The 24,363-nt window shown below is 70.6% G+C and carries 30 protein-coding genes; 13 read left to right on the plus strand and 17 right to left on the minus strand.

The annotated features are described in order from the left end of the window. Positions 1-93 precede the first annotated feature (93 nt). Positions 94-1,959: a hypothetical protein gene (locus ABZS66_RS09910; RefSeq protein ID WP_354756715.1), complete on the minus strand. Its 1,866-nt coding sequence runs from the start codon at positions 1,957-1,959 to the stop codon at positions 94-96. Positions 1,960-2,152: 193 nt separating this feature from the next. Here ABZS66_RS09910 and ABZS66_RS09915 point away from each other — a divergent pair, with 193 nt between their 5' ends. From ABZS66_RS09915 to ABZS66_RS09935, 5 genes are all read left to right on the plus strand, one after another. Beyond that, positions 2,153-2,569 (plus strand): hypothetical protein, encoded by a 417-nt coding sequence (locus ABZS66_RS09915; RefSeq protein ID WP_354756716.1) that lies wholly within the window; start codon positions 2,153-2,155, stop codon positions 2,567-2,569. A 5-nt stretch (positions 2,570-2,574) separates the two neighbouring features. Further along, positions 2,575-2,799, plus strand: a complete 225-nt coding sequence (locus ABZS66_RS09920) for a helix-turn-helix transcriptional regulator (protein ID WP_354756717.1) — start codon at positions 2,575-2,577, stop codon at positions 2,797-2,799. Positions 2,800-2,875: 76 nt separating this feature from the next. Then, positions 2,876-3,586: a DUF4386 domain-containing protein gene (locus tag ABZS66_RS09925; protein WP_354756718.1), complete on the plus strand. Its 711-nt coding sequence runs from the start codon at positions 2,876-2,878 to the stop codon at positions 3,584-3,586. 12 nt (positions 3,587-3,598) lie between these two features. Beyond that, on the plus strand, positions 3,599-4,192 hold the full coding sequence (locus ABZS66_RS09930; RefSeq protein ID WP_354756780.1) for an SMI1/KNR4 family protein: 594 nt from the start codon (positions 3,599-3,601) through the stop codon (positions 4,190-4,192). A 105-nt stretch (positions 4,193-4,297) separates the two neighbouring features. Then, positions 4,298-5,602 (plus strand): hypothetical protein, encoded by a 1,305-nt coding sequence (locus ABZS66_RS09935; protein WP_354756719.1) that lies wholly within the window; start codon positions 4,298-4,300, stop codon positions 5,600-5,602. Positions 5,603-5,664: 62 nt separating this feature from the next. Here the strand turns inward: ABZS66_RS09935 and ABZS66_RS09940 are convergent, their stop codons facing one another. Together ABZS66_RS09940 and ABZS66_RS09945 are read right to left on the minus strand one after the other, a co-directional pair. Next, positions 5,665-5,793 (minus strand): hypothetical protein, encoded by a 129-nt coding sequence (locus ABZS66_RS09940; RefSeq protein WP_354756720.1) that lies wholly within the window; start codon positions 5,791-5,793, stop codon positions 5,665-5,667. A gap of 250 nt (positions 5,794-6,043) precedes the next feature. Beyond that, entirely contained in the window at positions 6,044-6,382 is a 339-nt protein-coding gene (locus ABZS66_RS09945) for an Imm51 family immunity protein (RefSeq protein ID WP_354756721.1), read from the minus strand. Between the two features lie 71 nt (positions 6,383-6,453). Between ABZS66_RS09945 and ABZS66_RS09950 the strand changes: the two genes are divergently transcribed. After that, complete coding sequence (locus tag ABZS66_RS09950) at positions 6,454-7,656, plus strand: hypothetical protein (RefSeq protein WP_354756722.1); 1,203 nt, start codon at positions 6,454-6,456, stop codon at positions 7,654-7,656. 52 nt (positions 7,657-7,708) lie between these two features. Here ABZS66_RS09950 and ABZS66_RS09955 read toward each other — a convergent pair whose 3' ends face one another. The 5 genes from ABZS66_RS09955 to ABZS66_RS09975 form a co-directional block, all read right to left on the minus strand. Further along, entirely contained in the window at positions 7,709-8,155 is a 447-nt protein-coding gene (locus tag ABZS66_RS09955; protein WP_354756723.1) for an SRPBCC family protein, read from the minus strand. A gap of 376 nt (positions 8,156-8,531) precedes the next feature. Further along, on the minus strand, positions 8,532-9,344 hold the full coding sequence (locus tag ABZS66_RS09960) for an arginase family protein (RefSeq protein WP_354756724.1): 813 nt from the start codon (positions 9,342-9,344) through the stop codon (positions 8,532-8,534). Further along, positions 9,337-10,044, minus strand: a complete 708-nt coding sequence (locus tag ABZS66_RS09965; RefSeq protein WP_354756725.1) for a GntR family transcriptional regulator — start codon at positions 10,042-10,044, stop codon at positions 9,337-9,339. Before ABZS66_RS09965 ends, ABZS66_RS09960 begins: the two co-directional genes overlap by 8 nt. A gap of 176 nt (positions 10,045-10,220) precedes the next feature. Beyond that, complete coding sequence (locus ABZS66_RS09970; RefSeq protein WP_354756726.1) at positions 10,221-11,072, minus strand: hypothetical protein; 852 nt, start codon at positions 11,070-11,072, stop codon at positions 10,221-10,223. Beyond that, the gene (locus tag ABZS66_RS09975) at positions 11,069-11,383 is read right to left on the minus strand and encodes a PadR family transcriptional regulator (RefSeq protein ID WP_354756727.1); all 315 of its coding nucleotides are present in this window, start codon (positions 11,381-11,383) and stop codon (positions 11,069-11,071) included. Before ABZS66_RS09975 ends, ABZS66_RS09970 begins: the two co-directional genes overlap by 4 nt. A gap of 152 nt (positions 11,384-11,535) precedes the next feature. Between ABZS66_RS09975 and ABZS66_RS09980 the strand changes: the two genes are divergently transcribed. Further along, positions 11,536-12,111, plus strand: a complete 576-nt coding sequence (locus tag ABZS66_RS09980) for a hypothetical protein (protein ID WP_354756728.1) — start codon at positions 11,536-11,538, stop codon at positions 12,109-12,111. A gap of 18 nt (positions 12,112-12,129) precedes the next feature. On the opposite strand, the gene ABZS66_RS09985 is transcribed toward ABZS66_RS09980, so the two are convergent. After that, positions 12,130-13,419 (minus strand): amidohydrolase family protein, encoded by a 1,290-nt coding sequence (locus tag ABZS66_RS09985; protein ID WP_354756729.1) that lies wholly within the window; start codon positions 13,417-13,419, stop codon positions 12,130-12,132. A 215-nt stretch (positions 13,420-13,634) separates the two neighbouring features. Here ABZS66_RS09985 and ABZS66_RS09990 point away from each other — a divergent pair, with 215 nt between their 5' ends. Beyond that, a complete protein-coding gene (locus ABZS66_RS09990) occupies positions 13,635-13,994 on the plus strand; it encodes a YciI family protein (RefSeq protein ID WP_354756730.1) in 360 nt (119 codons plus the stop codon). 20 nt (positions 13,995-14,014) lie between these two features. Here the strand turns inward: ABZS66_RS09990 and ABZS66_RS09995 are convergent, their stop codons facing one another. Together ABZS66_RS09995 and ABZS66_RS10000 are read right to left on the minus strand one after the other, a co-directional pair. Further along, positions 14,015-15,214, minus strand: coding sequence for a DUF6596 domain-containing protein (locus ABZS66_RS09995; protein WP_354756731.1), 1,200 nt, complete (start codon positions 15,212-15,214; stop codon positions 14,015-14,017). Positions 15,215-15,306: 92 nt separating this feature from the next. Then, positions 15,307-15,792: a MarR family transcriptional regulator gene (locus ABZS66_RS10000; protein WP_354756732.1), complete on the minus strand. Its 486-nt coding sequence runs from the start codon at positions 15,790-15,792 to the stop codon at positions 15,307-15,309. 50 nt (positions 15,793-15,842) lie between these two features. Here ABZS66_RS10000 and ABZS66_RS10005 point away from each other — a divergent pair, with 50 nt between their 5' ends. Next, a complete protein-coding gene (locus ABZS66_RS10005) occupies positions 15,843-16,283 on the plus strand; it encodes an SRPBCC family protein (protein ID WP_354756733.1) in 441 nt (146 codons plus the stop codon). Positions 16,284-16,365: 82 nt separating this feature from the next. Here the strand turns inward: ABZS66_RS10005 and ABZS66_RS10010 are convergent, their stop codons facing one another. Further along, a complete protein-coding gene (locus ABZS66_RS10010; RefSeq protein WP_354756734.1) occupies positions 16,366-16,929 on the minus strand; it encodes a hypothetical protein in 564 nt (187 codons plus the stop codon). Between the two features lie 165 nt (positions 16,930-17,094). Here ABZS66_RS10010 and soxR point away from each other — a divergent pair, with 165 nt between their 5' ends. Continuing rightward, positions 17,095-17,577, plus strand: coding sequence for a redox-sensitive transcriptional activator SoxR (gene soxR / locus ABZS66_RS10015; protein ID WP_354756735.1), 483 nt, complete (start codon positions 17,095-17,097; stop codon positions 17,575-17,577). A gap of 1 nt (position 17,578) precedes the next feature. On the opposite strand, the gene fdxA is transcribed toward soxR, so the two are convergent. From fdxA to ABZS66_RS10030, 3 genes are all read right to left on the minus strand, one after another. Next, positions 17,579-17,914, minus strand: a complete 336-nt coding sequence (fdxA, locus tag ABZS66_RS10020; protein WP_354756736.1) for a ferredoxin — start codon at positions 17,912-17,914, stop codon at positions 17,579-17,581. Positions 17,915-17,982: 68 nt separating this feature from the next. Beyond that, positions 17,983-19,095: a hypothetical protein gene (locus ABZS66_RS10025; protein WP_354756737.1), complete on the minus strand. Its 1,113-nt coding sequence runs from the start codon at positions 19,093-19,095 to the stop codon at positions 17,983-17,985. A gap of 83 nt (positions 19,096-19,178) precedes the next feature. Beyond that, positions 19,179-19,688 carry a flavodoxin domain-containing protein gene (locus tag ABZS66_RS10030; protein WP_354756738.1) on the minus strand — a complete coding sequence of 170 codons (510 nt, stop codon included), beginning with the start codon at positions 19,686-19,688 and terminating at the stop codon, positions 19,179-19,181. A gap of 226 nt (positions 19,689-19,914) precedes the next feature. Here ABZS66_RS10030 and ABZS66_RS10035 point away from each other — a divergent pair, with 226 nt between their 5' ends. Continuing rightward, positions 19,915-20,133, plus strand: coding sequence for a hypothetical protein (locus tag ABZS66_RS10035; RefSeq protein WP_354756739.1), 219 nt, complete (start codon positions 19,915-19,917; stop codon positions 20,131-20,133). A gap of 22 nt (positions 20,134-20,155) precedes the next feature. On the opposite strand, the gene ABZS66_RS10040 is transcribed toward ABZS66_RS10035, so the two are convergent. Together ABZS66_RS10040 and ABZS66_RS10045 are read right to left on the minus strand one after the other, a co-directional pair. Further along, positions 20,156-21,193 (minus strand): glycosyl hydrolase family 5, encoded by a 1,038-nt coding sequence (locus tag ABZS66_RS10040; RefSeq protein WP_354756740.1) that lies wholly within the window; start codon positions 21,191-21,193, stop codon positions 20,156-20,158. A gap of 192 nt (positions 21,194-21,385) precedes the next feature. Next, on the minus strand, positions 21,386-22,168 hold the full coding sequence (locus ABZS66_RS10045) for a TetR/AcrR family transcriptional regulator (protein WP_354756741.1): 783 nt from the start codon (positions 22,166-22,168) through the stop codon (positions 21,386-21,388). A gap of 84 nt (positions 22,169-22,252) precedes the next feature. Here ABZS66_RS10045 and ABZS66_RS10050 point away from each other — a divergent pair, with 84 nt between their 5' ends. Continuing rightward, positions 22,253-23,782, plus strand: a complete 1,530-nt coding sequence (locus ABZS66_RS10050) for an MDR family MFS transporter (RefSeq protein ID WP_354756742.1) — start codon at positions 22,253-22,255, stop codon at positions 23,780-23,782. Beyond that, the gene (locus ABZS66_RS10055) at positions 23,775-24,362 is read left to right on the plus strand and encodes an NAD(P)H-dependent oxidoreductase (RefSeq protein WP_354756743.1); all 588 of its coding nucleotides are present in this window, start codon (positions 23,775-23,777) and stop codon (positions 24,360-24,362) included. The genes ABZS66_RS10050 and ABZS66_RS10055 overlap by 8 nt, the downstream gene beginning before the upstream one ends. Position 24,363 lies beyond the last annotated feature (1 nt).

Genomic DNA, 24,363 nt, shown 5'->3' on the forward strand with positions numbered 1-24,363 from the left:
GTCTGGGAGACCTGCGACGATGAGGCCGATCGCACCCCCGACCCATTTGCGCTGATCACCGAACCTGAGCGGACCGGCCGGCATCGGGATCGGTCAGGTCTTGCGGACCGCGCTGGTGAAGCCGGCGATGAAGAGCGTCGCGAGGGTCCAGGCGAGGAGCTGGAAGACCCAGCCGGCGACGGTCAGGACCCGGCCGGTGGTGGTGTCGGTGGGCTGGCACTGGTCGCGGGCTCCGGTCTTGAGCAGCGGAGTGCCGAGGTCCAGCCCGACTCCGACATGTTCGATGGTGGTACACGGTGCGGCGGCGGCGGCGGCGGTGGCCTTGCGTGCGAGGCCACCCTGCTCGCCACCGGCGACGCTGAGCGTCACCGCTGCGACGAGCGTGACGAGGAGCAGTACCAGGGCGCGCCACGACTGGTACCCGTAGCCGAGGACGAGGCCGGTGAGTCGGCCCCAGAGGCGCGCGGAGCGGGACGGTTCGGCGCGCCGCAGCTGGTCGCGGCGCTGCGCGATCAGGATCGCCCGTGCGTCGTGGTCGTGCCCGGCGGCCCGGTACGCGGCGGCCAGCTGCTGATAGGGCTGCGCGGCGTAGCCTGGCGTGCGGTCGCGCAGCATCGCCAACCAGTCCTGCAGCGGCATCTCCCGCGGCAGCCCGCGGTAGGTCAACCCGTCCAGCGCCACCAGTTTCCCCACGTTGAGACCCGTGCGTTGCACTGTCCGGACGTCGAGCGAGATTTCACCCTCGATGTGTGTACCGCTGAGGTCGAGCACAGCCTGCCCTCCGCCGCCGGACGCGACGAGGCCGTACAGGTAGGCCCGTCCGCCGACGGTGAGCCGGTCGGCGACAAGGGCTGGTCCGGTCGAGTTGCGCAGCGTCGTCGAGTGGCAGCTCAGGTCGCTGCCGATGACGGCGTTGCGCAGGTGCAGCGTGCCACGAGCGCCGGTGGAGGATGCGGTCATGCCGCTCAGGTACGCGATTCCGCCGACGTGGAGGCCGGTGGCGTAAAGCGCAGTCCCACCGGTGTTCGTCAGCCGCGCACCGGTGCAGCTGAGTTCGCCACCGATGCGGGCGTCGCGGAGGCGGACGGCGCCATCTTCGCTGGCAGCCTCGACGGTGAACCCGCGCCGGAAGGAAAGGTCTCCGTCGATCTGTACCGCGTCGCCCAGGAGGGCCGGCCCGCTGCGGTTCTCCATCCGCGCACCGTTGCAGTACACGTTGCCGCCGATGTTCGCCGCGACGAGCCGGACAGCGCCCTCCCCGCTGTCCGCGGTGGCGGTGAACCCCTCGTCGAACCAGATGCTCTGACCGACCTGGAGCCGGTCAGCAACGAGCGCCGGCCCGGAGTCGTTCGTCAGCCGCGCTCCGCTGAACCGAAGTTCGCCGCCGATCCGAGCCCCGATGAGCCCGATCGCGCCGGTGGCGGTGAAGCCGTCCCCGAAGCTGGCCCGGCTCTCGATCCTCGCGTTCGAGGCGTCCGCGGCGAATCCCGCGGGGTTCTCGACTCGCGCTCCGTCACACACAAGCTCGCCGATCTGCGCGTCGCGGAGGGAGACCGTACCTCCGGTGACCGTGCTCCGGCGCACATCGAACACTCGCGTGTGCACCCGCTGCGCGTCCACCGACCGCTCGATGCGGCATCCGGTCGCGACGAACCCCGCGATCCTCGCGTCGCGGAGACTCACGCCGCCGAGCAGGTCGCAGTCGGTCAGCTCCAGCCAGATGTCGCTGACCACCTTCTGCAGGTCGATCCGGCCTTCGATGACACCGCGGCGCAGCCGGACACCGCGGGGGTCCGGATCGTCGACGAGCCTGCCGCGCACCAGGTCGCGGATCACCGACGCCCGGATGCCACGGTCCTCCTCATCGGCCAGGTCGAGGAACTCCCCGGCGGCGACCGCGGTGATCAACCGCTGCTCGACCGCAGTGTGGCCGGTGACCGCACCATCCGGACCCATCACCAGCCGATCATGCCACCGAGTTCGCGCCAGGTGAACACGCCAGGCTCGGTCCGGCGAACGCCGACGCGGTGACCAGCGAGGCTGCCGCCGGTACACACTCCGGCTCGAGGGTTTGATGTTAAAGATTGTTGACACCATGTCAGGACCGCTTTACCTTCGACATGTCAAGTTTTTTGTACATGGGGAGCGGGACATGTCCTCCGAAGAGAAGCGCACCTGGATCTCCGCACTGGTCGGCACCGTCGTCCCGGCCGCCTACCTGGCGATCGTCCTGTCCAAGGTGCCGGGCACGGACGTGGCGAGGATCGCCTACGTGGGGCCGATGCTCACCTCGATCGGCCTCGGGATCGTCGCGAGCATCGTCCTGGCCATCGTCGCCGCCATGGCCTCGCCCAAGGATCCGGACAGGACCGACGAGCGCGATCGGGAGATCAACCGGCGGGGTGAGTACGTCGGGTTCTACGTCATGAGCGTCGCCGCGATCGTGCCGCTGGCCCTGGCGATGGCGAAGGTCGAGCACTTCTGGATCGCCCACTCGCTGTACCTGGCGTTCGTCCTGGCCGCGCTGGCCTCGGCGGTGGTGAAGATCGTCGCGTACCGGCGGGGCTGATCGCGATGGGTAAGCCGACCAGGGTCACGAACTCGATTCGGGCGCTGCGCTTCGCCCACGGGGAGATGACCCAGGCGGAGCTGGCCGACCACCTCGGGGTGACCCGCCAGACCATTATCGCGATCGAACAGGGTCGCTACTCGCCGTCGCTGGAGGTGGCCTTCCAGATCGCGCGGGTATTCCGGGTGCGACTCGACGACGTCTTCGGGTACCCCGACATCCACGAGTAGACCCCACAACGTGACACGGCGCGCGAGGCAACCGCCGCGCGGCCCGGTTCCACGCACCCGAAATCAGGGAGGGATCATGCCAACCCACGCGCTGACGCGTACCGCCCGCATGACCGGGCTGTTCTACCTCGGCAATGCCATCACCGGCGTACTCGGGTTCCTCATTGTCCGCCCGCAGCTCTTCGCGGCCGACGACCCCAATGCGACGCTGGCCAACCTGGTTGCGCACGAGTCGCTCGCCCGCGCCGGCGTTGCCTTGGAGCTGGGTATGGTCGTCACCCAGACGCTCGCCGCCGTCTGGTTCCATCGCCTGTTCCGCACCGCGGACCCCGTGGCTGCGAGCGGCATCGCCGCCTTCGGACTGGTCAACGCGATCGTGGGCCTCGTGAGCGCGGCACTGTTGGCCACGGCGGTCGGGGTATCGGTCGACCCGGTCGGTGACGCGGCGGCCAACGTCCAGGTCCTGTATCTGGTCAGCGACAACCTGTGGGGCGTGGGAGCACTGTTCTTCGGCCTGTGGCTCGTCCCCATGGGCTGGTGCGTGCTGCGCTCGGGCTGGATGCCGCGCGTCCTGGGATGGGTGCTCGTCGCCGGCGGTGCCGGGTACGTGCTCAGCGCGTTCATCAGGTACCTCGCCCCCGACGCACAAGTCGTCGCCGAGGCGCTTGCGTATCCGGCGTCCGTGGGCGAGTTCTGGATGGTCGGCTACCTGCTCATCCGGGGCGTGCGCCGGCACGTGCGGGACGAAGCGTCAACCGTTCACCAGCCGACGCCGGTGGCGAGCTGAGGTGTTGCTGTGATGCACAACGGCGTGACCGACGAGGAGATCTTCGAGGCGATCCGACGCCGGGTCGAGCAGGGCCGCCCGACGGATCTGGACCACACGGTTCCACTGCGGGCGCCGGCGTCGGAGGAAGACGTCCGGCGGGCCGAGGCGGTGATCGGATATCCGTTGCCGCCCCTGGTCCGGCGGATCTACCTGGAGCTCGCCGACGGCGGGATCGGCCCATTCGGCGGGATCGAGGGCATCACCGAAGGCGACTCCCCGCTCGTGGAGCAGACGGACGGGCGGGAGGGTCCACATGACGATCCGGACGAACCGCCCGGGCCGCCGCGCGGGGTCGTGTTCTTCTGCGACTTCGGGTGCGCCATGTGTGTGCTGCTGGACTGCCGGCACCCCCAGGGGCAGATGTGGTGGTGGTCCGAGGGCGAACGGCACAAGCTGCACCTGACGCTGCCCGAGTGGTTCGCCTGCTGGCTGGCCGGGCAATCGCACGGCGTGTGGGCACGGGAGGCGCTGTGGCTCGGACCCGAGTCCTGGACCCGCGAACAGGCCGAGGAGCGCCGACTGTGCCAGATCGCCGTGGCACCGGGCCAGCTGCCTCTGTGGTGACGCCACAGGATCGTCCAGGCACTGTGGGCATCGCCGTACCGACGCCCACAGCGCTGTCGGCCATCGCAACGAAAATGTCAGAGGGCGGCGGTAGCGTGCCGGCTCGTGGACGATGATGCATGCGTTCCGTACGGCGTCGTACGGCTGCTCTTGGAGCGTGACCGCCTCGACGTGCTGCGGGCCGAGGCCGCCAAGGGCGACTGGAGATGCGGCGAGGCGCTCGGGAAAGAACTGGTCCGCCGTGGTGAGGTGGACGCTGCACTGGAGGTCTACGGCGGCTTCGTCGGGCCGGATCGTTGGAGCGCCGCGGCCAGTAGGATGATCGCCATCCTGGAGGCCTCCTTGGGTGCGGAGGCGGCGGTCGCGTTCGTGCGGCCTTACGCCGATGCCGGTGACCGGAACGCGGTGCACTACCTGGCTTCCCTGCTCGGCCGGCTCGGCCGGGTCGACGAGGTGCTCACCTTGCTGCGCCCGCGGCTCGGTGAATGGTGGATGGCGCAGGCTCTGGTCGAGGCGACCGCCGGCCAGGGGCGTGACGAGGACGTCGTCGCTGAACTGGAGACGCTGGTGGCCGCCGTGGAGCGGCATCCCGACAAGTGGCGGGCCGAGCCGTGGAACGCGGCAGAGTTGCTGGCGACCGTGCTGGACCGGCAAGGCCGGGTGGACCAGGCGATCGCCCTGTTGCGGAGGGTCCGGCGAACGTCGGTCAACCAGCTTGAATACCTGGCCGACCTGCTAGGCAAAGCGGGTCGGGAGTCCGAGCTGCGAGAACTGGTGGCGGGGGAGGGGCGGGAGCACGCTGCCTACCGCCTGGCGGAGCTGCTGGAGGGGCAGCAGCGGGTGGCGGAGGCGGTGGACACCCTGCGCATCTTCGCCGACGTGGGCAACATCAACGCGGCATCAGCTCTGGCCAGGCTGCTCCACCGGCATGGCCGCATCGACGAGGCCGTCGACGTGCTGTACGCGGCTGTCCGGGCGGAACAGGTCACACACGGGTGCACCACCACCCAGCTGTGGATGTTCCTGATCGAGGAGGGACGTCCCCAGGACGCGCTGGCCTACATCGAGGAGCTGGAGCGCGAGTTCGGCTCCGGTGATCTGTTCCGCGATCGGATCTGGCTGCTCCAGGAGTGCGGGCGAAGCGAGGAGGCCCTCGCCCTGGTGCGGGCGCATCCGGAAGCCGGAGGGGATTCCATGTTGCAGTCGGCGGCCTACATCCTGGGTGACCTGGGCCGGACCGACGAGGCGATCGTGCTGCTCCGGCCGCATGCCACGTCGCATTTCATCGGGGGCATCCTGGCCGAGATGCTGCTTCGCCAGGGTGAGGCCGACGAAGCCATGGCGGTGGTCCACGGACGGGAGCCGGTAGAACTGTGGCCGGACCCGTGGGCGTACGTCTCTACTGATTGATAAAGGTGAACTAATGCGATTGCCTGCCGCCCGAAGATCCTGGCGCAATGCACGTCCGTTGGTCACCACTCTCGGACGTCTTCGACGCCGGCCGCGAGGTGCCGGCGGGCGGTGTTGAAGGTGCGCCCGTGCATGGCCTCGGCGTGGTCGACGATGGCGTCGAGTGCCTCGAAGAGTTCCTCTCGTTCCACGGTCTCGATGAACGTGCCGGTCGTGCCGTCGAGTCGGTTGAAAAGGCCTCGCCGACGTGTCCATGGTGGGTCAGGGGGAGCGGTGCGAGCTCGTCGAGATCGTCCAGCGAGGAGGGTTCAGGTCCGGACCAGTCCAGCTCGAGCAGGCCAGCAGGGCGCCATGCCGGTTGGTTTCCGGCGTCCGCCTATCGGAGCCGTGCGACGCGCACTCGATCTCGACCACAGGGCGTTCCGGTGATCTCGTGAGTGATCAGTCGTCGAACTCGAACCCTGTGGCGGTCGCCAGGTCGACGAGTTGCCGCAGCCGGGTCTCCTCCGTCGCGGCCTTGTGGAGTCGAGCGACCAGGTCCTCCAGCGCGGCCCGGTCGTCGCTGTAGGCGCAGAATGCTCCCGCCTCAGGGTCAGGCGAGAATCGCCCCTTCAGGCTTGGCACCTCGGATGCCACGAGCAGGTCGGCGATGCCTGCCCAGAAGTGGCCGTTCGGCTCGTGACCGAGTTCGCGGATCACCTCGTCGACGCCGGTCGTGCCTGCTTCGAGCCAAAGGCTGTACCTGCCCGACTCCGTCGTCTCAATCTCAATCGGGTCCACCGATCGATCTTGACACATCCGCTCAGCCGTCCTGGCCGCAGGCGTTCGCTGCCAGCCGGTAGGTTGATCATGTGGATCGGGACGTGTTCAATGCGAGGTTCGCCGCGGCGGCTCAGGGCGCGTGGGTCCTCGGGCGGGAGTTCGTTGTCGAGGAACTGCCGTCGCAGCTCAGGTTCCGGGTACGGCTCAACCAGTCGTACGACGGGCACCCACCACAAGCCGGCGAGGTCAGGTATCCGCAGGACAGCGCCCACCGCCGGGCCGCGGCGCTCAACAAGGTGGACGCGGAGACGGTCGTGGCCGAGTTGTGGCGCAACGGCCGCGTGCCCGAGTGGGTCAATCTCTCGGTGGTCGGCGAGACGGGTGCCGCGACCGTGATCGAGGTCGTGTGCTGCGGCCGCTTCACCGACGACGACACGCGGCTCTACCATGCCGGAGAAGGCACGCCGCCGTTCCACGTCCTCAGCCCGGCGCTGCCGCCCCAGCACGACGGCGCACGGTTCAGCATTCACCGCCGCGCCGAGTGCTGGGACCGGTCCGACGCCCTGCACCTGGCGACCGCCGCCGACAACGTCTGGTCGTTCGACCTCAGGACCGACGCGTTCGATGATCACCTGCTCGCCGAACTGCCGCCGATGCGGAACGTCGAGATCTTCGAACACCGCGTCTGTACGCTGGCCGGCAATGGCATGTCGGCGTTCGCCCGCTTCCCGAAGCTGCGGACGCTGCGGCTGCACCTGACCGCCCCCGACGACTTCCGGGTCGACGCCGGCGGCTCGCCGCTGCACGACCTCACCGACCTGACGATCACCAACCTGCCGTCACGTCCCTGGGGGTACGGCACGCTCGCAGCCGTCGCGCCGGCCGTGACCACGATCAATTTCAGCGCCGCGGAAAGCCTGTGGCTGGACGGTACCGCCGGCCCGGCGGTACGGAACATGACCCTCACAGCCGCCAGGCTCGGCGACCCCACGCGGCTGCCGGCCAGTCTCGACCGCCTCGACATCCACCTCACGCGCGGCACCGATCACGAGGTGGCGACGCTGCTCAGCAGCGTGACGAGCGTGCGATCGCTGAGCCTGCGCGGAACCCCGGTGACCGATGCGATCATTCCGCTGCTTGAGCGGTACAACCTCGGCCGGCTCGACCTCGTTGACACAGCAACAACGCCACCGGGACTGGCCCTCTTCCGCGACAACCATCCCGAGATCGAGGTGTACCCCCGCACGCCGCCCCGCCGAGCCGCCGCCGAGCCACCATACGACCAGCTCTGACGTCCGCACACGCCGCTGCCGCACTCCTTCGACGCCGAGGACCAGGTGCGGATCAGTCGCGATGCTCCTGGGCGTACCGGTCCAGGGTGGTGGCATACATTCGGGACACCAGCCGGCCCATGGGGCCGAGATGCAGCAGGAACAGCAGGGGCCGCTGCAGCCCGCGCGCGTTGGTGCTGGTCCACTCGACGTGGAGCCGGCTGCCTCCGTCGGACCCCGGCGTGATCCGTACGAATCCGTCGCCGTCGCCCCCGTAGCTGCTCTCCACGACCGTCCAGCTGATGACCGCGGGGTCCGACCAGTCGTAGCGGGCGACCACCCAGAACGGCGAGCCGGGAGTGCTCTCCCGCGCGACCGCCCACGTGTCGCCCTGCTCGCGCAGCTCGTACTTCTTCGGATCGAGGGTGCGGCTCCAGATCTGCGCCCGGCGCTCGCTGAAGTCCGTGAAGGCCCGGCGCACCTGCTCCGGTGAGGCCTTCGTGTCGACATCGAACCGCATCCCTCCATCGGAGCACACGCGTTCCGGGGCGTCCAGAGACAGGGAGGGAGCGGACCCCGAGCCAGCGGCCCTCCGCCGGACCCTCACGGGACACACCGCCGATCCGGGGTATGGCACCCTCATCGATCATGAACAGGCTTGTCCTCGGTGTCGCGATCGCCGCCCTGCTGGCCGTCGGCGGCTGCGCGCAGGATCCGGCTACCGCCGCGGACCCGACGGCGCAACCGCCAAGGGCACCGCCGACGAGCAGCGCACCGTCGACGCGATGGTGGCCACGGTCCGCGAGGTGCTGGCGATGTGCGCCGAAGCCGACCTCATCCCGAAGTAGCCGGAGCGGCGTTCGGCTCGCGAGGGCGGCCAGCGCCTGGCTGGACGGTCAGCTGTCGCCGGGCTCGTGCCAGGTCAGGCCGGCACCGAGTGCTGCGGTGAGGCGGGTGATTGTCCGGCGGCTGGTGTGGTCGCCGGCGTGCTCGGGGAGCCAGGCGCAGGCGATGTAGGCGGCGGCGATGTCGGCGGTGGCGCAGGCGGCGGCCAGGCATTCCTCGATCTGGGCGAGGGAGGGGCCGGGGCCGGAGGGAAAGCGCGCGCCGGGCAGTTGGGCGCCGTCGATGACGTCGATGTCGAGGTGGAGGTAGACGGGGGCGGGACCGAGCCGGTCGAGGGCAGCGGTGATCGCGGCGGGTTCGGCGGGCACGCGGTGGACGTGACTGGTGGTGAGGGCGTCGCGTTCGGCGGGGTCGAGATCGCGGGCGTCAGCGAGCACGACGCTGGTATCGGGGATGGGTCGCAGGCCGAGCGTGTCGTCGAACAGGCCGGGTGTGCGGCCGGTCAGCATGGCCAGCGCCATGCCGCCGAGGTAGCCGCTGGTCGATATGGCGGGGGTGTTGAAGTCGCCGTGGGCGTCCAGCCACAGCACGGCCAGGTCGCGATGGCGGTGCTGCAGCCCGGCTACCGTCGCGAGGGCGGTGGGGCAGTCGCCGGAGAGCACCAGGGGCCTGGCGGCCCGCGTCACCGCGTCGGTGGCGGCCCGGTGCAGCAGGCCCATGCGGGCGGGGACGGGGCCGGCGGGGAGGTCCGGGCGGACGACCTGGGTCTCCGTGGCGGGGATCGGGAAGGCCGGGATGTACTCGTCGAGGTGCCAGGGCGTGACGATCAGATCCCACGCGCCGTCGGTGCTGTGGTCAGCCACGAGGTGTCCCTCTTTCCTTCCGGCGGGCGAGTAGGTCGAGGAGCCGTTGCAGCTCGGCGGCGCCTGCTTGCAGGTGCGCGGTGAGCTCCGCCCTGGCCTGCTGCGGGCTGCCGTGCAGCGCGTCCAGGAGCTGGCGGTGGTCGTCCGCGGTGCGGCCGAGCTCACGGTGGGAGCGCTCGGACAGCGCCAGCGCGAGGCGCTGCTCCTGCTGGAGCTGTCCGTAGAAGCGGCGCAGCCGGGGACTGCCGGTGGCCGCGACCAGGGTGGCGTGGAAGCGCCGGTCACCGTCGAGCACGGCGGCGGTGTCGCCCTGGCCGAAGGCGCGTTCTATCTGGTCGACCAGGTCGGCGAGGCTCGCGTAGATCGCCGGGTCCCGGTGCCCGGTGAGGGCGTCGACCGCGGCCAGCTCCACGGCGGCGCGGGCAGCGTAGATGTCGGCGACATCCGGCCCGCTGAGGTCGGTTACGACGATGCCGCGGTTCATCTTGTAGCTGACCAGGCCCTCGCTTTCGAGGATCCGCGCGGCCTCGCGGAGGGTACTGCGGGAGATGCCGAGCTCGGCGGCGAGGGCGGCTTCACGCAGCGGCGTGCCCGGCAGCAGCCGGCCGGACAGGATGGCCTGCCGGACGGCGTCGGTGGCCTGCTCGGTGGTGCTCTGCCGCTGGATGCCCGCACCCAGGCCGGTGATCGGGCTCGTCACGCTCGCCGGCCTCCCGGTCGCCCCGCCATGCTGACCGGACGCCTGACGTCACCGCTGCCCAGGACCACCACGCAGCCCCCTCCCTGAAACCGGGCCCGATGCACGCTAGATTGCCATATTGTCCGGCAATCCGGCAATGCGTGACGCCGTGGAGTGGGGGCAGGCACGGGTACGCCTCAGGCCGCTCCCCGCTGCGTGGCGACGGTCGTCCGGCCACCGGTCTGCCTGGTGGTCGCCAGCCCGAGGGCGTAGGCGGTGCAGCTGGTGAGCAGCGCGGGCAGGATCGTCATCGCGTCGGCCACCCGGCCGGTCGGGTCGCCCATCAACCCCGGATCGATGCCGAGCGAGGTCACCGGGTAGGCGGCGACGGCCACGCCCACCGAGCCGAACACCGACAGGCCGTACACGGCGATTGCCAGCTCGCACGCCAGGATGCCACCGAACGCCATCGTGAGCACCGCGCGGCTCCGACGTCCCCGGCGAACCAGTGCGACGGCCACTGTGGACAGTGCTCCGGTCGTCACCCCCCAGGCGCCGACGGCGGCGGCCACGGGCCATCGACCGACATCGGTGACGAGCAGCATCACCGTCAGCGCGCCGACGGTGAGCCCGGCCGGCGCGAGCGCCGAGGTGAACGGCAGCCGCGCGCGTCCCGCCAGCCAGATCGCCCCGGCGGCGACCGGCAGGGCCGCTGCCGCCGGCACGATGCGCGCGGACCCGGCGGTGACCGATGCGCCGGCTGCGGCGGCGACGGCGGCGAACGTCCACGCGCAGAGGGTGTAGAGCATGAGGTAGGCGCCGGCGAAGGCCACCGGTGCGGCGATCAGGCCGGTGGTCGCGTTGACGTGGGGACGCAGCCGCGCGTACGTGAGCGCCTGCACTCGTTCGGCGAGCGCGCAACGAGCCACGTCGGCCAGGTCACGCAGCGGCCGCCGCGAGTGGCTGAGCAGGTCGGCGATCTCCGGGCCGTACCGGTCCCGGACGTGCCGCGGGTACAGCGCGATGACCAGTCGGACCGCGCGGTTCACGACAGGGCCAACCGGCGCAGGCCGGTGCCGGCGACGGCCCGCATGCGCGACAGCTCCGCCTGCAGGGCCGCCCGGCCGCCGGCGGTGAGCTGGTACGGCTTGCGGCGCTCCCGCTCCTGCAGGGCCTCGATGAGCCCCAGTTCCTCGAGGCGGCGGATCGCCCCGTACAGCGTGCCGGGGCCGGGGCGCTCCCCGGTGAGGGCGGCGATGTCGTCCTGCATCGCGTACCCGTGCTTGGGACCCTCGGCAAGGCTGACGAGAACGAGCAACGCCGGCTCCGAGAACCGGCCGAACGCGGTGAGTCCGGACATGCCACCTCCACTACTACGTCGAGCGTAGCATCGCAGGACGTAGTACGGCGCATCGGTGACGCGTGGTCGACCGGCGGACCTCACCACCTTGGGAACCTGGGGCACCGCCGCGCCGTCTCAGCCACGATGGACACGATGACGAGGTGGTGCGCGTGTTGAGACGGGTGGCGGCCGTGGTGCTGGTCGGGTTGCTCGCAGTGCTGGCCGGGCCGGCTCCGTCGGCGTGCGCGTGCTCCTGTGCGCCCTTGACCGAGCAGGAGCACCTCGAGCGGGCCGCGTTCGTGTTCGACGGCGACGTGCGCTCGATCGCCACGCTCGAGCCGGAGGCGCGCGGTGACTTCCCGCTGTCGGTGCGGCTCGTGGTCCGAACCGTGCACAAAGGGGATCTGGTCGGGGCGGGCGGGCACATCCTCGTGGGCAACTCCGGCAACGAGGCGTCCTGCGGCTACACGTTCGAGCCCGGCAAGCGCTACCGGGTCTATGTGACGCAGCAGGGCCCGCGGTACGTCACGAGCCTGTGCGCCGGCAACCAGGAGCTCGGCCCCGCCACGACCGGCGATCCCGCGTGGTTGGAGGAGCCCGCGTCGCCGGCCGTCGGCACCCTGCCGCGCGACGATCGAACCTCGGCGATCACGCTGACGCTGCTCGTGGCGGGCGCGGCCGGGGTTGTCGCGGTCGTGATCGGTGGACTGCGGCGCCGCCGGTCGGCGCGGGCCGGCGGCGGGTGAGCCCAGAGGATCCCACGTTCAGGGGGCCCTCCTCGGGTCGAAGGTGGACCGGCGTTCGCGCACGGCGGCCACGGCCTTGGCGACCTGGGCGTCGAAAGCGTCAAGCTGCTCAGCCTCGGCAGCGCTCGCGACGAAGGCGCGTCGATCGCAGGCTGCGCCCGCGCGCCAGATCCGCTCGATCGCGCGGGTTGCGGTGATGTCCGTCAACGGGTCACCGGACACGAGGACCAGGTCCGCGCGCTGCCCGGCCGCGACGCGTCCCCGGTCGGCGAGGCCGAACACTCGTGCCGGTTCGGTGGTGGCGGCGGCCAGGGCCTGCGCCGGGCTGATGCCGCACCGGACCAGGAGCTCCAGCTCCCGGTGCAGGCTTGCGCCGAACACGGTCCCCGGGTTCGGGGCGTCGGTGCCCGCCAGCAGCGTGACCCCCGCATCGGCCAGTCGCCGCACGTTGTCCTCGGCCCGCGAGTAGGGCGGCATCGCCCGGCCGGGCCATGCGGAGGTACCCGAGGTCAATCGGCGTGACCAGGCTTCCCCGAGCGCCGCAGCGAGCCGCGGGTCCCCCACCACTGCTGCGCCACCCGGTTCACCGAGGGTGTTCTCGATGGTGGCGAGCGTCGGACCGACCGCGATGCCGGCCTCGGCGATGCGTTCGACCAGGGCCTCGTCCAGCTCGGCGTCCGCGGGGACGTGGGCCACCACGTCGACACCGGCGGACACGACCTCCTCGAGACCGGCCGTCGAGCTCACATGACCGACGACGACCAGGCCGCGGGCGTGCGCGGCACTGACCAGTGCCTTGATGGTGTCGGAGTCCAGCGCCGGCCACAGCCCCCCGGTACCAGAGAAGATCTTCAGATAGTCCGAGCCCTCCGCGATCCGTTCCGCGACGAACTGCTCGGCCTGGCCGGCGGCGGTCAACGTCGGGAACGGGGCGTACATCAGCGACGGGTGCCCGCCGGGCGCGGTGGCGCCGACACCCGAGGAACGCACGTCGGCCACGTCCGGACGGAAGCCGGCCTGCTCCTTGGCCCCGGCCACCAGGTCGGGTTTGCTGAACATGTCGAGAACGGTGGTGACGCCGAAGGTCAGCGACTGCGCGAGGGCTCCGGGAACGAGGTGCACGTGCGCGTCGATCAGGCCGGGAAGCACAGTCCCGCCCGCCGCGTCGATCACCTCGTCGCCTTCCTGGGCGGCCGAGGCCACCGAGCACTCGGTGATCAGCCCGTCAGCGAACCGGACCGAGGTCCAGTCCCGCGACATCGTCCCGTCGAACACCTTCGCGTTCACAATCGTTGTTGCCGCGGCCACGACGTCCTCCCTCAAGGATCCCGAACAACCTGTACAGCCGGGCTTCACCCAACGTGATGCCCCAAGGAGGTCCTCGACCTCGCTAGTAGCGAAGCCTGCCGGTCTTACCAGGGCCGATCAACGACGGAAGAAAAAGTTCGGCGGAATCTGTCGAGGACCGGTGCCGGCCGTTCGTCACCCGGACGACGCAGCCCTTGCAGCCATGAGGAGCAACGATGAAGTACGCGATGCTGATCTTCGGCGACGACCGCGAATGGACCGCGCTGTCCCCGGCCGAGGAGCAGGACCTGATGAAGCAGGTCTACGAGTGGTTCGAGCGGTGGCAGCCGACCGGCAAGATCGCCGACGGCGGCGCCGAGCTTCAGCCCCGGGACACGGCCAGGACGGTCCGCGCCGGCGTGAACGGCCAGCCGGTGCTCACCGACGGACCCTACCTGGAGCTCAAGGAGGTCATCGGCGCGATCGTCATATTGGAGTGCGACGACCTCGACGAGGCCGCGCGGATCGCGGCGACCTGGCCACTCGGCGCCGGGATGAGCGCGGTGGAGGTCCGTCCGGTGATGAGCCACGAATAGTGGGGCGGTGGGCGCCGGACTCACAGCCGGCGCCTCAGCTCACCCGCCCGCCGCGACATCAGCTCCCGTTCGGCCGGGTTCGTCGCCAGTTCCAGAGCGCGCTCCGCCGCCGTCAGCGCCTCGGCCGGCCGGTCGAGCGTGGCCAGCAGGTCGGCCCGGGCGGCGTGCCACAGGTGGTACCCGGCAAGCCGCTCCACGAGCGCGTCGACCTCGCCCAGGGCCGGCGCCGGACCCACCGCGAACCGGGTGGCGACCGCCCGGTTCAGCAGTACCACGGGCGACGGGTCCAGCGCGTACAGCCGGTCGTACAGCGCCCGCACGTCAGCCCAGTTCGTGGCCTCGTACGAGGCGGCCAAGGCGTGCAGCGCGGCGATGCCGGCCCGCAGCTGGTACGGCCCGGGCCGGCCCTGGCGCACCGCCTCCCGCAGCCGCAGCGCCGCGCGTTCGATCGCCGCCCTGTCCCACAGCCGCCGGTCCTGCTGTTCGAGCAGCACGATGCGGCCCCACGAGTCGAACCGCGCGGCGGCCCGGGCCTGGTGCAGCTCCAGAAGCGCGGCCAGGCCGGCGGCCTCCGGTTCGCGGGGCAGCAACGCGGCAAGCTGGCACGCCAGCTCGCCCCCCTCGCGGGCCAGCTCGCGCCGCTGGGCGGAGCGGCCACTGGACAGGTACCCCTCGTTGAACACCAGGTAGACCACCGCGAGCACGGCCGGCAGCCGGTCGGCGTACTCATGCGGTGGTGGCACCTCGAACCGGATGCCGCGCTCCCGTAGCTGGCGCTTGGCCCGGGAGAGCCGCTGCGCCATCGTGGGCAGCGGTACCAGAAACGCGGCGGCGATCTCGGCCGTGCTCAGGCCACTGGCGGCATACAGCGTCAGCGCGACCCGGGCCGGCTCGGCGAGGTCCGGGTGGCAGCACGCGAAGACCATGGCCAGGCGATCGTCCACGCCCACCTCCGGCGGCGGTTCCGCAGCCAGCTGTGCCAGCTTCTGACGCCCGACGGCGTCGCGGCGCAGCCGGTCCAGCGCCTTACGCCAGCCCGTGGTGACCAACCAGCCGGTGGGACTGTCCGGCACACCCTCCTCGGGCCAGCGCTTGAACGCCTCGGCCAGCGCGTCCGACAGCGCCTCTTCGGCCCGGTCAAGGTCGCCGAGCCGCCGGCTGAGCGCACCGAGCATGCCGGCTGCGTCCGTCCGCCAGATCCGGTCCAACAGTTCTGCCACGTCGTCCACCGCACCAGCGTGCATGACCCGCCCGACCGAGGCATCCCCTTCGCGTCGCGCGAACTCCAGGTGCGCCTTCATCTGCCGGCGGGCTACTCGAAGCGGCGCAGTAGCTTGCGTGCGATGGTGTCGAGGTGGCGGCGTTCGGTGGGGGTCAGGTCGGACAGGAGTTCGGTCTCGTTGGCCACGTGGGCGGTGGTGACCTCGTCGGTGAGGCGTCGTCCTTCGTCGGTGAGCGTCACGTACATGCTGCGCCGGTCCTCACGGTTGGCCACCCGCTGGACGAGGCCGAGCTCTTCGAGGCGGTCGAGCCGGCTGGTCATGCCGGCGCGGGACAGCATCAGGGAGTCCGCCAGCGTGGACGGGGTGAGGGGCCCGCCGCCGCGGCGGAGGGTGGCGAGGACGTCGTACTCGCCGCGTTGCAGGCCGAACCGGATGAACGTCTCGTCGACGGCGCGGCCGAGGTGCGTGAACAGGCGGCCGAGCCGGCCGAACGTCTCCATTGCGGACAGGTCCAGGTCGGGCCGCTCGCGCCGCCATTGGGCGATCAGCAGGTCTACACCGTCGGACGTCGTCATGCCGACATACTATTCACGATCAGATAGTTCGCCGCCGTACTATTCGACGCATGACTACTTTGCCTCTTACTACCGAGATAGCGATCGCCCGGCCCGCCGAGCCGGTGTGGGCGTACATCGCCGACTACGCCAACGATCCGAAGTGGCGCGATGGGGTCCGGTCGATGATCCCGACGCCGAGCGGGCTGGTGAAGATGGGCACGACGACGGACGAGGTTCTGCGGGCCGCCGGCCGCACGTACCGCAACCTGGGCCTCGTCACCGACGTCACCAGCCTGTCGTTCCGGTGGCGCACCACCGACGGTGTCGACGCCGACGGCTCCCGCACGGTCATCCCGACCGGCGCCACCAGCTGCCTGGTCCAGCTCACCCTCAACGTCCGCCTGCGCGGCGCCCAACGCCTCGCCGCGCCGATGTTCCGCGCGATGCTGCAACGCACCCTCACCACCGACGGCGAACGCCTCAAGTCGGTCATGGAGAAAGCAACCTGAACACCGCGACGCCGTCTCAGCAGGCCACCCCTCGCAGGAGCCGGCTGGGACGACCCCCAGGAACACGACGGCAGCGACGGCCCTACAGCTTGCCGGTGATGGACGTTGCCAGCGCCTGAAGTCGTTCCTGGGTCAACGGTACCGCCGGTGCGCCGGATGACCCGCTCAGGCTGATGCTGTACAACGTGCCGGTCGACCGCTTCGCCGCCCTCAGCACTCCGTCTGTGCCATCGACGGAGTACTCGACCTGATTGCTCAATGCCATGACGATGAGCGGATCCACGGGTCCGAACGACCCCTGGTGGACGCCGAGGTCCAGCCGCAGGCGCAATGCCGGTTCGGATTGCATCAGGCAGCTGTACGTCGTGACGCTGTCGGTCTGCACCCGCGGCTGTTCCACGAGTGCCGGCGCCGGCGAGCCGAACAACGCGACGAGCCCGCGCGCGTCGACATAGCTGCAGGCCGAGCGCACCGCCGCGGGCTTCGATGACGGAGAGGCGTTGTCGTCCACGCGGAGGTTGGCGTAGCACGCCACGCCGAGCACGAGCGGCACCAGCACGACGAGGAGTCTCTGCCACCCGGGTCGCGCCGCGTTGCGCTCGCGCTGCGCCGCAAGCCGTTCCGAAAACAGCTCTTTGTCGAACACAATCCCTCACGCCATTCGATGAGCCCCGACCGATCAAGATCACTATGTAGGCGATGATCCACGTCGTCAACGGCCGTCCAGGTCGACGCGCTGCGGTGGCTGCGGCGGCATCCCGCGGCGCAGCCGTCTTGATCTCAACCTAGGTTGAGGTTCTACGGTCCACGGGTGTCATCGGAGCCGATCGCGCACCCGAAAGACCTGCTCACCGTCGGTGAGGTCACCGCTCGCACCGGGGTGGCACCGTCCGCTCTGCGGTTCTACGAGGCCGAAGGGCTCATCACGGCCGAGCGCAGTCGCGGCAATCAGCGGTTGTACCGGCGGCACATGCTGCGGCGCATCTCGCTCATCCTTGCGGCCAGGCGGCTCGGCATCCCGCTCGTCGACGTCGCGGAGATCTTCACCACCCTGCCCGCCGACGAAGCGCCGAGCCACCGGGACTGGGTGCGGGTGTCGCGGTTGTGGAAGCGCCAGCTCGAGGACCGGCGGCGGTACATCATGAATCTCGAGCGTCAGCTCACCGCCTGCATCGGGTGCGGCTGCCTCTCGATGCGATCGTGTGACCTGCTCAACCCGGACGACCGGCTTCGTACCCGCGGCGTGGGACCGGTCCGTCTCGACGAGTCGAGCGGGCGGGACGATCCGGCGTAGTTCAAGCCAGGGCGCCGTCGTGCAGCTGCGGTGGCAGGGCCGCCACGACCGCGTGGTCGCCTGGGACGGGTCCGAGCCTCGTGGCCCCTCCGGGAGTGCCGATCGCGGTGAAGAACTCGGCGTTGACGGTGGTGTACACGCTGAACTCGGCGGGGAGGTCGTCCTCGTAGTAGATGGCCTCGACCGGGCAGACCGGCTCGCAGGCGCCGCAGTCGACGCACTCGTCGGGTTGGATGTAGAGCATCCGGTCGCCCTCGTAGATGCAGTCGACCGGGCATTCTTCGACGCACGCCTTGTCCATCAGGTCCACGCACGGCAACGCGATCACGTAGGTCATGCCGCGGAGACTAGGAGCTCAACCGCACTTGAGCGCAAGCCCGAATCCGGACCGTTTCGGCGACCCGGTCACAGGGTGTACAGCAACCGGCCGGTCAGCGGGTCCTGGCCGTAGCGCAGGCACAGCTCCGCCAGCACGTCCTCGTGCGTCACGGCCACGTTCATGACCGTGTCGTTGCCGGCGTAGTAGACGACGATCGTGCCGTCGGCCTCGCGGACCAGGCCGCAGGAGAAGACCACGTTCGGCACGTGGACGTAGTCGGTGTCCGGGACCCGGCAGTCGGCGCGCGACGGGAACAGGATCGGGATGCTGGACATGCGCACCACGCTCGGGTCGTCGAGATCGTGGAGGGCGACGCCGAGCACGTACGGGTTGCCGTCCATCGTCGTGCGCACGCCGTGGAAGATGTTGAGCCAGCCGTGCGGTGTACGCACCGGCGGCGCGCCCGGGCCGATCTTGTCGGAGAAGGCGCTCGGTCCGGCGCCCGTGCGCATCACCGGCTCGTCGGCGACCTCCCACGGCCCGGTCCGGAAGTCGTCCGTGTATCCGATCCTGACCTGCGTGTACACGCCGCCGGTGTCGCCCGGGCTGACGTCGTTGGGCCGGAAGAGCCCGACGTACCGCCCGCCGATCCGCTCCGGGAACACGACCACGTTGCGCATGTCGCGGTCGAGTATCGGGCCGTGCCTGGTGAACGTGGTGAGGTCGTCGGTGAGGGCGAGCGACACGCGTACCCGATTGCGGATCCCGGCGTGGTAGGCGCTGTACGTGACCGCGAACGTGTCCTCGACGGGGTTGATCCGGGCGTCCTCGACGCCGCCGGACTCGACCTCGACGAGGTGCTGCCAGTCGACGCCGTCGACGCGCTGGTCCCGCTCGGTCGCCGGCGACAGCACCGGCCGGGGGTGCACCGTCCAGTCCGTGACGCCGTCGGCGCTGGTGGCGAGGCCGAGCACGCTGATCCCGCAGCGCAGGTGCGACCGGAACAGCAGCGCGGTCCGGTCCGCGAGCGTCGCCGCGCCCGCGTTGTGCACGGTGACCACCTGGAGGTGCGGCTCGCGCCAGACCGCGTTGACCTGCCTGGCGGTGAGGATCGGATTGGCCGGGTGCCGCAGGACCGGCCGGTCGAGCGTGACCGTCCCGGTCGTCGCGTCGCCGAAGCGTACGTCGCGCGTCGTCACAGCAGTGACGGTCGCACACGTGCGGCGGTCCCGGGTCACCATTCGAGGGCGACCTGATCGGGACGCCATCGATGGTCTCGGGGCTAAGCAGGTTCGGTCCGCCTCCCGGGTTCGCCGGCCGCCGGGGTCGGCGGTTGGTCATCGGTCGCCTGCAGGGTCGCCGCGATCTGGTGGGCCCAGCCGCGGACCTCGCCGGGATCGGGCTCGAGCGCGTGCTGGGACCAGCCGGTCGCCGGGGCGGTGGCGGCCGCGAACGGCCGGTGGTCGCGGGGCGTCAGCGCGTCCTCGACCGCGCCGAGCTCGATCGGGTCGTGCGGGACGGAGGGATCGTCGTAGCTGTTGGAGTACAACCAGACGGGCATTTCGCGCAGCCCCTCCTGCTGGGCCAGCGCGAATCGTGAGGCCGGGCGCAGCCATTGCCCGAACCTGGCGGTACTGCCGATGATGACGGCGTCGTAGCCGCCGACGGACACCGCCGTCCCGAGCTTCCGGATGGTGCTGTCCAGGCCGTGTTCGGCGAGGGTGTCGCCGATCAGCTGAGCGGTGTCCTCGGCGGCGCCGTCGTCGTCGGCGTACGTGACCAGAACGCGCATGGGAAACCTCTCCTCGCCGTGCTCGGCCCCGAGCGGGCCGGGGCAGGTCGTCCGCATATGGACGCTAGTCGTGCCGGACGGTTCCACCACGGTCGTTGGGCCCGGACAGCGCGGGACGTCTGACCCCGACCGGCCGGCTGGGCGCCGCCGGGAGGAAGCAGCGGCAATCCGCTCACGGTCCCAGGACGAATACGGGGTGTCAGTCCCATCAAGAAAGGACGTCCCGATGCGCCGACTCATCATCCTGCTCGCTGTCCCCGCCCTCGCCCTGAGCTTCTTCTTCGCACCGTCGGGCACCCGGGAGGCGAAGGCCCTGGACCCCGGCTTCGGCATGCAGATCTACTGCAGCCTGTGGGTGTATCGCCTCCTCCAGGCCGAGGCCGCCAATGACTGGGTGACCTACGAGCAGCTCTGGGCCCAGTCCAGTCAGTACTGCAGCGACTGATCCCACCTCCACGGCAGGCGCGTCAGCGGGGCTGAGGTCCGCGTCCCCGGCGGGTCCACAGCCAGCCGCCGGCCAGGAGCAGCACCACGACGACCGTGCCGAGCACCAACCACAGGATCGCTCCGGAGTGCCGGTCGCCTGAGGTCGGCTCGGTCGCCGGAGCGGGGGAGGCGGCAGCCGGGGTCGGACCGGCCGGTGCGGCGGAGCTCAGGCTCGCGGACGGTGCGGCGCTGGTGGGTGCGGGCACCGCGGAGCGCGACGGTGCGGACGAACGCGACGGTGCGGGGGAGCCGTGCGGTGTCCGCACCCCAGCGGTGACGGCGGCGCTGAACGCCGAGACCGCCAGGCCGGTGCCGCCGACCCAGGGCTCGAAGCCGGCCTGGATGCTGGTGAGGTACCACGCGGTGGTGACCTTGCTGCGTGTCCTGACGTCGTCGACGAAGTCCATGACGTCGAAGCTCCACCTGGTCATCGGCGACCGGGCGACGTACGACACGACGTCGCTCGAGCCGTTGAAGCCGGACCAGACGTCCCAGGAGCGGCCCCCGACGGTCGCGGACCCGACCCGGGAACCGACGGGGTGGATCGGGCCGCGCTTGGCGAACCAGATCATGAGCTCCTGCTTGTTGGTGCCGTGCGTGTTCGGGGCCGGGTCGAGCCAGACGTCGTAGGACACGTTGTAGATGCCGCTGTCCGGGTACGCGAAGGTGGCGCTGCTGGTCGCGCTGCGGATTCCGGAGAGCCGCAGCGGCAGGTTGGTGCCGGGCGAGCAGCTGTCGTAGTGGCAGCCGAGGTACATCGCCGTATATGCGGCCGGCGCGCCGTTGGTCTTCTTCTGATGGTCCGCCGTGATCGCGAACCCGGTGCTCGTCACGTTGATGCACTGGGGGGTGTCGGCGCCCCAGCGGTTGTTCATGACGACGTAGCGGTTCTGGACGGTGGTCGAGCCGTACCTGTCGCAGATCTGGGTGTTCGCCTGCGCGGTGCCGCCACCGACGGCGGCGAGCGAGGCGGCGAGCATCAGGCCGGCGGCCGTCAGCAGGCGGAATGGGCGATTCATGGGGCTCCTCGGTACCGGGCGCGCCGTGGGAGCGCTCCCGAGCGAGGAGGTTATGGCACGTTAGGGCCGGTGATACGGGAAAGATGCGATTTCGTTGCATTGCCGGCGCCGTCAGGACCGCGCGGTCTGGCAGCGCCCGCCGTGAGGACGAAACTGTCCGCAATCCGGTCGGAGTGATGCTCACGCCCAGGGTCAGCACGCACCCGGTGTGGTGGGGTGGCCGGCGTCGGCTGCCCGTGGGGTGGGCGGGTCGGGCAGGGCGGCGGCGATGGCGTTGAGGACATGGTCGAGTCCGTACTGGAAGCGCTCGCCGGGCTGCTGGTGCGACAGCCTGCCCTCACGGATGTTGCGGGTGAACATCGGGTACCTGCCGGATGCGACCACCTGGCTGACGTACGGTCCGACGTACTCGGCCATCCACTGACTGCGGTCCATGCCGGTGTGCCGCGCCTGCTCCAGCCAGCCGATCTCGTCGCGGACGGCGCTGTCGACGTAGTTGCCCACCATGCTGTTCAGCGTTGTCATCGCGTCGATGTGCAGTCCGAACCCGTCGAGGGCGCTGAGGGCGAAGTCGTAGACGCGCAGTGAGTTCGGGCCGAGGGTGGGGCGCCGGGCAAGGGTCACCTGCCAGGGGTGGCGCAGCCCGACAGTGCGGGTCTGGTGTGCCACCAGGGACAGGTCGGCGCGCCAGTCGCCGCTGGGCCGGTCGGGCAGTTCGATCTCGCCGGCGACGGCGTCGACCATGAGGTCGATGAGGTCGTCGCGTTTGGGCACGTACCGGTACAGCGACATCGCACCGGTGCCCAACTCCTGGCCGATGCGGCGCATCGTGGCGGCGTCGAGGCCGTCGGCGTCGGCGATGCGGATGGCGGTCGCGGTGATCTGCGCCCGGCTGTAGCCGGGACGCCGGCCGGGTCCGGACCTCTGCACCTGCTCCGGCCGCATCCAGATGCTGACGTTGCTGGTGTCCGACACGTCACACCACCCTCTCTTGCGTACATCGTACTCGAATGGCTAGCGTTCGATTTCGGGTACGCCGTACGCGATTGGAGTGGGAACGTGAGCCGAAGTCTGTACATAGGTGTGATCGGGGTGATCCTCGGCATGATCACGGCCCCGCTCGACGGGATGATGCTCGGGCCCGCGTTGCCGGTCATCGTCGGTGACCTCGGCGGGGCGCAGGACTTCTCCTGGGTGATGACCGCCTACCTGGTCCCGATGGCCGCCGCGACGCCGATCTGGGGCAAGCTCGGCGACCTGTTCGGGCGCAAGCCGGCCTACCTGTCGGCGATCGCGGTGTTCCTCGCCGGCTCGGCGCTGGCCGGGACGTCCCAGGAGATGTGGCAGCTCATCGCCTTCCGGGTGCTCCAGGGCCTGGGCGGCGGCGGCCTCATGGTCGGCGCCCTGGCACTCATCGCCGAGCTCGTGCCGCCCCGGCAGAGCGCCAGGCTGATGGGCCTGTTCGGCGTGATCATGCCGGCCGCCCTGATCGCCGGCCCCCTCCTCGGCGGCGTGTTCACCGAACAGCTGACCTGGCGGTGGGCCTTCTACATCAACCTGCCGATCGGCGCCGTCGCCGTGCTGCTCGTCGCGACCAGGATCCACCTGGAACCACGCCGGATCGCCGCACGCATCGACGCCGCGGGGGCACTGCTGCTGACCGCCGTCCTGGTGGCACTGAGCCTGCTGTCGAGCTGGGCCGGCACCAGGTACAGCTGGATCTCGGCACCGGTCCTCGGGCTGGCCGGGACCGCGGTGGTGGCGTTGGTGATCTTCCTGCGGGTGGAGCGGCGCGCTGCCGAGCCCATCGTGCCGCTGCGGCTGTTCGCCGACCGCAGCTTCACGCTGGCCCAGATCCTGCGCCTGACGGCCGGCGCCGCGATGATGGTCTTCGCGGCCTTCCTGCCCCTGTACATGCAGCTGGCCAAGGGCGCCTCGCCGACCGCGAGCGGCCTGCTGATCCTGCCCGCGATGCTCGGCATGGTCGCGGCCTCGGTCGGCAGCGGCCAGCTCATCTCCCGCACCGGCCGCTACCGCGGACTGGCGGTCCTCGGCGGCGCGACGCTGACCGCCGGCATGCTCGCGCTGCTCACCCTCGAGCCGGACACCAACCTGGCCCTCGCCTCGGCGCTCACCCTGCTCGGCGGGGCCGGGGTTGGCCTGATCATGCAGAGCACCACGATCATCACGATCAACAGCGCGCCGCCCCGCGACATGGGCGCGGCCAGCGGCTCGGTCACGCTCTGGCACACCATGGGCGCCTCGCTGGGCGCCGCCGTGCTCGGTGCCCTGTACACCAGCCGGTTGACGGACACCCTCGTCGACCGCCTCGGCGTCGAGCAGGCCGGCCTGACCCTCTCCGGCGGCGAGTTGACCGCCGGCGCCGTCCGACGGCTGCCCCGCGTCGCACAGGACGCGATCCGCGTGGGCGTCGCCGACGGCGTGCACGGCATGGCCGCCGCCGGCGCGGCCCTCGGCGTCGTCGCGTTGGTGCTGGCCTGGCTCATCCGCGAGACCGCCCTGCGCGACCGCGCCACCCCGAAGCCCACCGATGCCGAGTCCACCACGCTCGAGGAGCGCCATGTCTGAGTACGACCTGCAACTCGCCGTCATCATCGGCAGCGTCCGCGACGGACGGTTCGGCCCGACCGTCGCCAACTGGTTCGTCGGCGAGGCCGAAGGCCGCGGCGACGTCCAGGTCGATCTGGTCGACCTGGCCGACGTGCAGATCGGATCAGCCGCCCCAACGATGTCGCCCCCGGCCCACGTGCTGCAGGCGCTCAGCGGCCTGACCCGGCGCCTGGACGCCGCCGACGCCTTCGTCGTGGTCACCCCGGAGTACAACCACAGCTACCCGGGCGCACTGAAGAACGTCATCGACTGGCACAACGCCCAGTTCCACGCCAAGCCGGTGGGATTCGTGTCCTACGGCGGGCTCTCGGGCGGCCTGCGGGCCGTGGAACATCTGCGCCTCGTCTTCGCCGAGCTGCATGCCGTCACCACCCGGGACACGGTCAGCTTCCACGGCGCCTGGGAGCAGTTCGACGGCGACGGCCGGCCCAAGGACCCGCACGGCCCCGCCACCGCCGCGAAGACCCTGCTCGACCAGCTCACGTGGTGGGCGCGGGCACTCAGGGACGCCAAGACCACCACCCCGTACCGGGCCTGAT

The organism is Dactylosporangium sp. NPDC005572 (assembly GCF_040605515.1).
Lineage (GTDB): Bacteria > Actinomycetota > Actinomycetes > Mycobacteriales > Micromonosporaceae > Dactylosporangium.

Coding starts and splice junctions, on each gene's coding strand:
- ABZS66_RS09915 (WP_354756716.1), top strand. CDS start 2,153: ATGTCCTCCGAAGAGAAGCGCACCTGGATCTCCGCACTGGTCGGCACC.
- ABZS66_RS09920 (WP_354756717.1), top strand. CDS start 2,575: ATGGGTAAGCCGACCAGGGTCACGAACTCGATTCGGGCGCTGCGCTTC.
- ABZS66_RS09925 (WP_354756718.1), top strand. CDS start 2,876: ATGCCAACCCACGCGCTGACGCGTACCGCCCGCATGACCGGGCTGTTC.
- ABZS66_RS09930 (WP_354756780.1), top strand. CDS start 3,599: ATGCACAACGGCGTGACCGACGAGGAGATCTTCGAGGCGATCCGACGC.
- ABZS66_RS09955 (WP_354756723.1), bottom strand. CDS start 8,155: ATGCGGTTCGATGTCGACACGAAGGCCTCACCGGAGCAGGTGCGCCGG.
- ABZS66_RS09975 (WP_354756727.1), bottom strand. CDS start 11,383: ATGTCCGGACTCACCGCGTTCGGCCGGTTCTCGGAGCCGGCGTTGCTC.
- ABZS66_RS09990 (WP_354756730.1), top strand. CDS start 13,635: ATGAAGTACGCGATGCTGATCTTCGGCGACGACCGCGAATGGACCGCG.
- ABZS66_RS10000 (WP_354756732.1), bottom strand. CDS start 15,792: ATGACGACGTCCGACGGTGTAGACCTGCTGATCGCCCAATGGCGGCGC.
- ABZS66_RS10005 (WP_354756733.1), top strand. CDS start 15,843: ATGACTACTTTGCCTCTTACTACCGAGATAGCGATCGCCCGGCCCGCC.
- fdxA (WP_354756736.1), bottom strand. CDS start 17,914: ATGACCTACGTGATCGCGTTGCCGTGCGTGGACCTGATGGACAAGGCG.
- ABZS66_RS10030 (WP_354756738.1), bottom strand. CDS start 19,688: ATGCGCGTTCTGGTCACGTACGCCGACGACGACGGCGCCGCCGAGGAC.
- ABZS66_RS10035 (WP_354756739.1), top strand. CDS start 19,915: ATGCGCCGACTCATCATCCTGCTCGCTGTCCCCGCCCTCGCCCTGAGC.
- ABZS66_RS10040 (WP_354756740.1), bottom strand. CDS start 21,193: ATGAATCGCCCATTCCGCCTGCTGACGGCCGCCGGCCTGATGCTCGCC.
- ABZS66_RS10055 (WP_354756743.1), top strand. CDS start 23,775: ATGTCTGAGTACGACCTGCAACTCGCCGTCATCATCGGCAGCGTCCGC.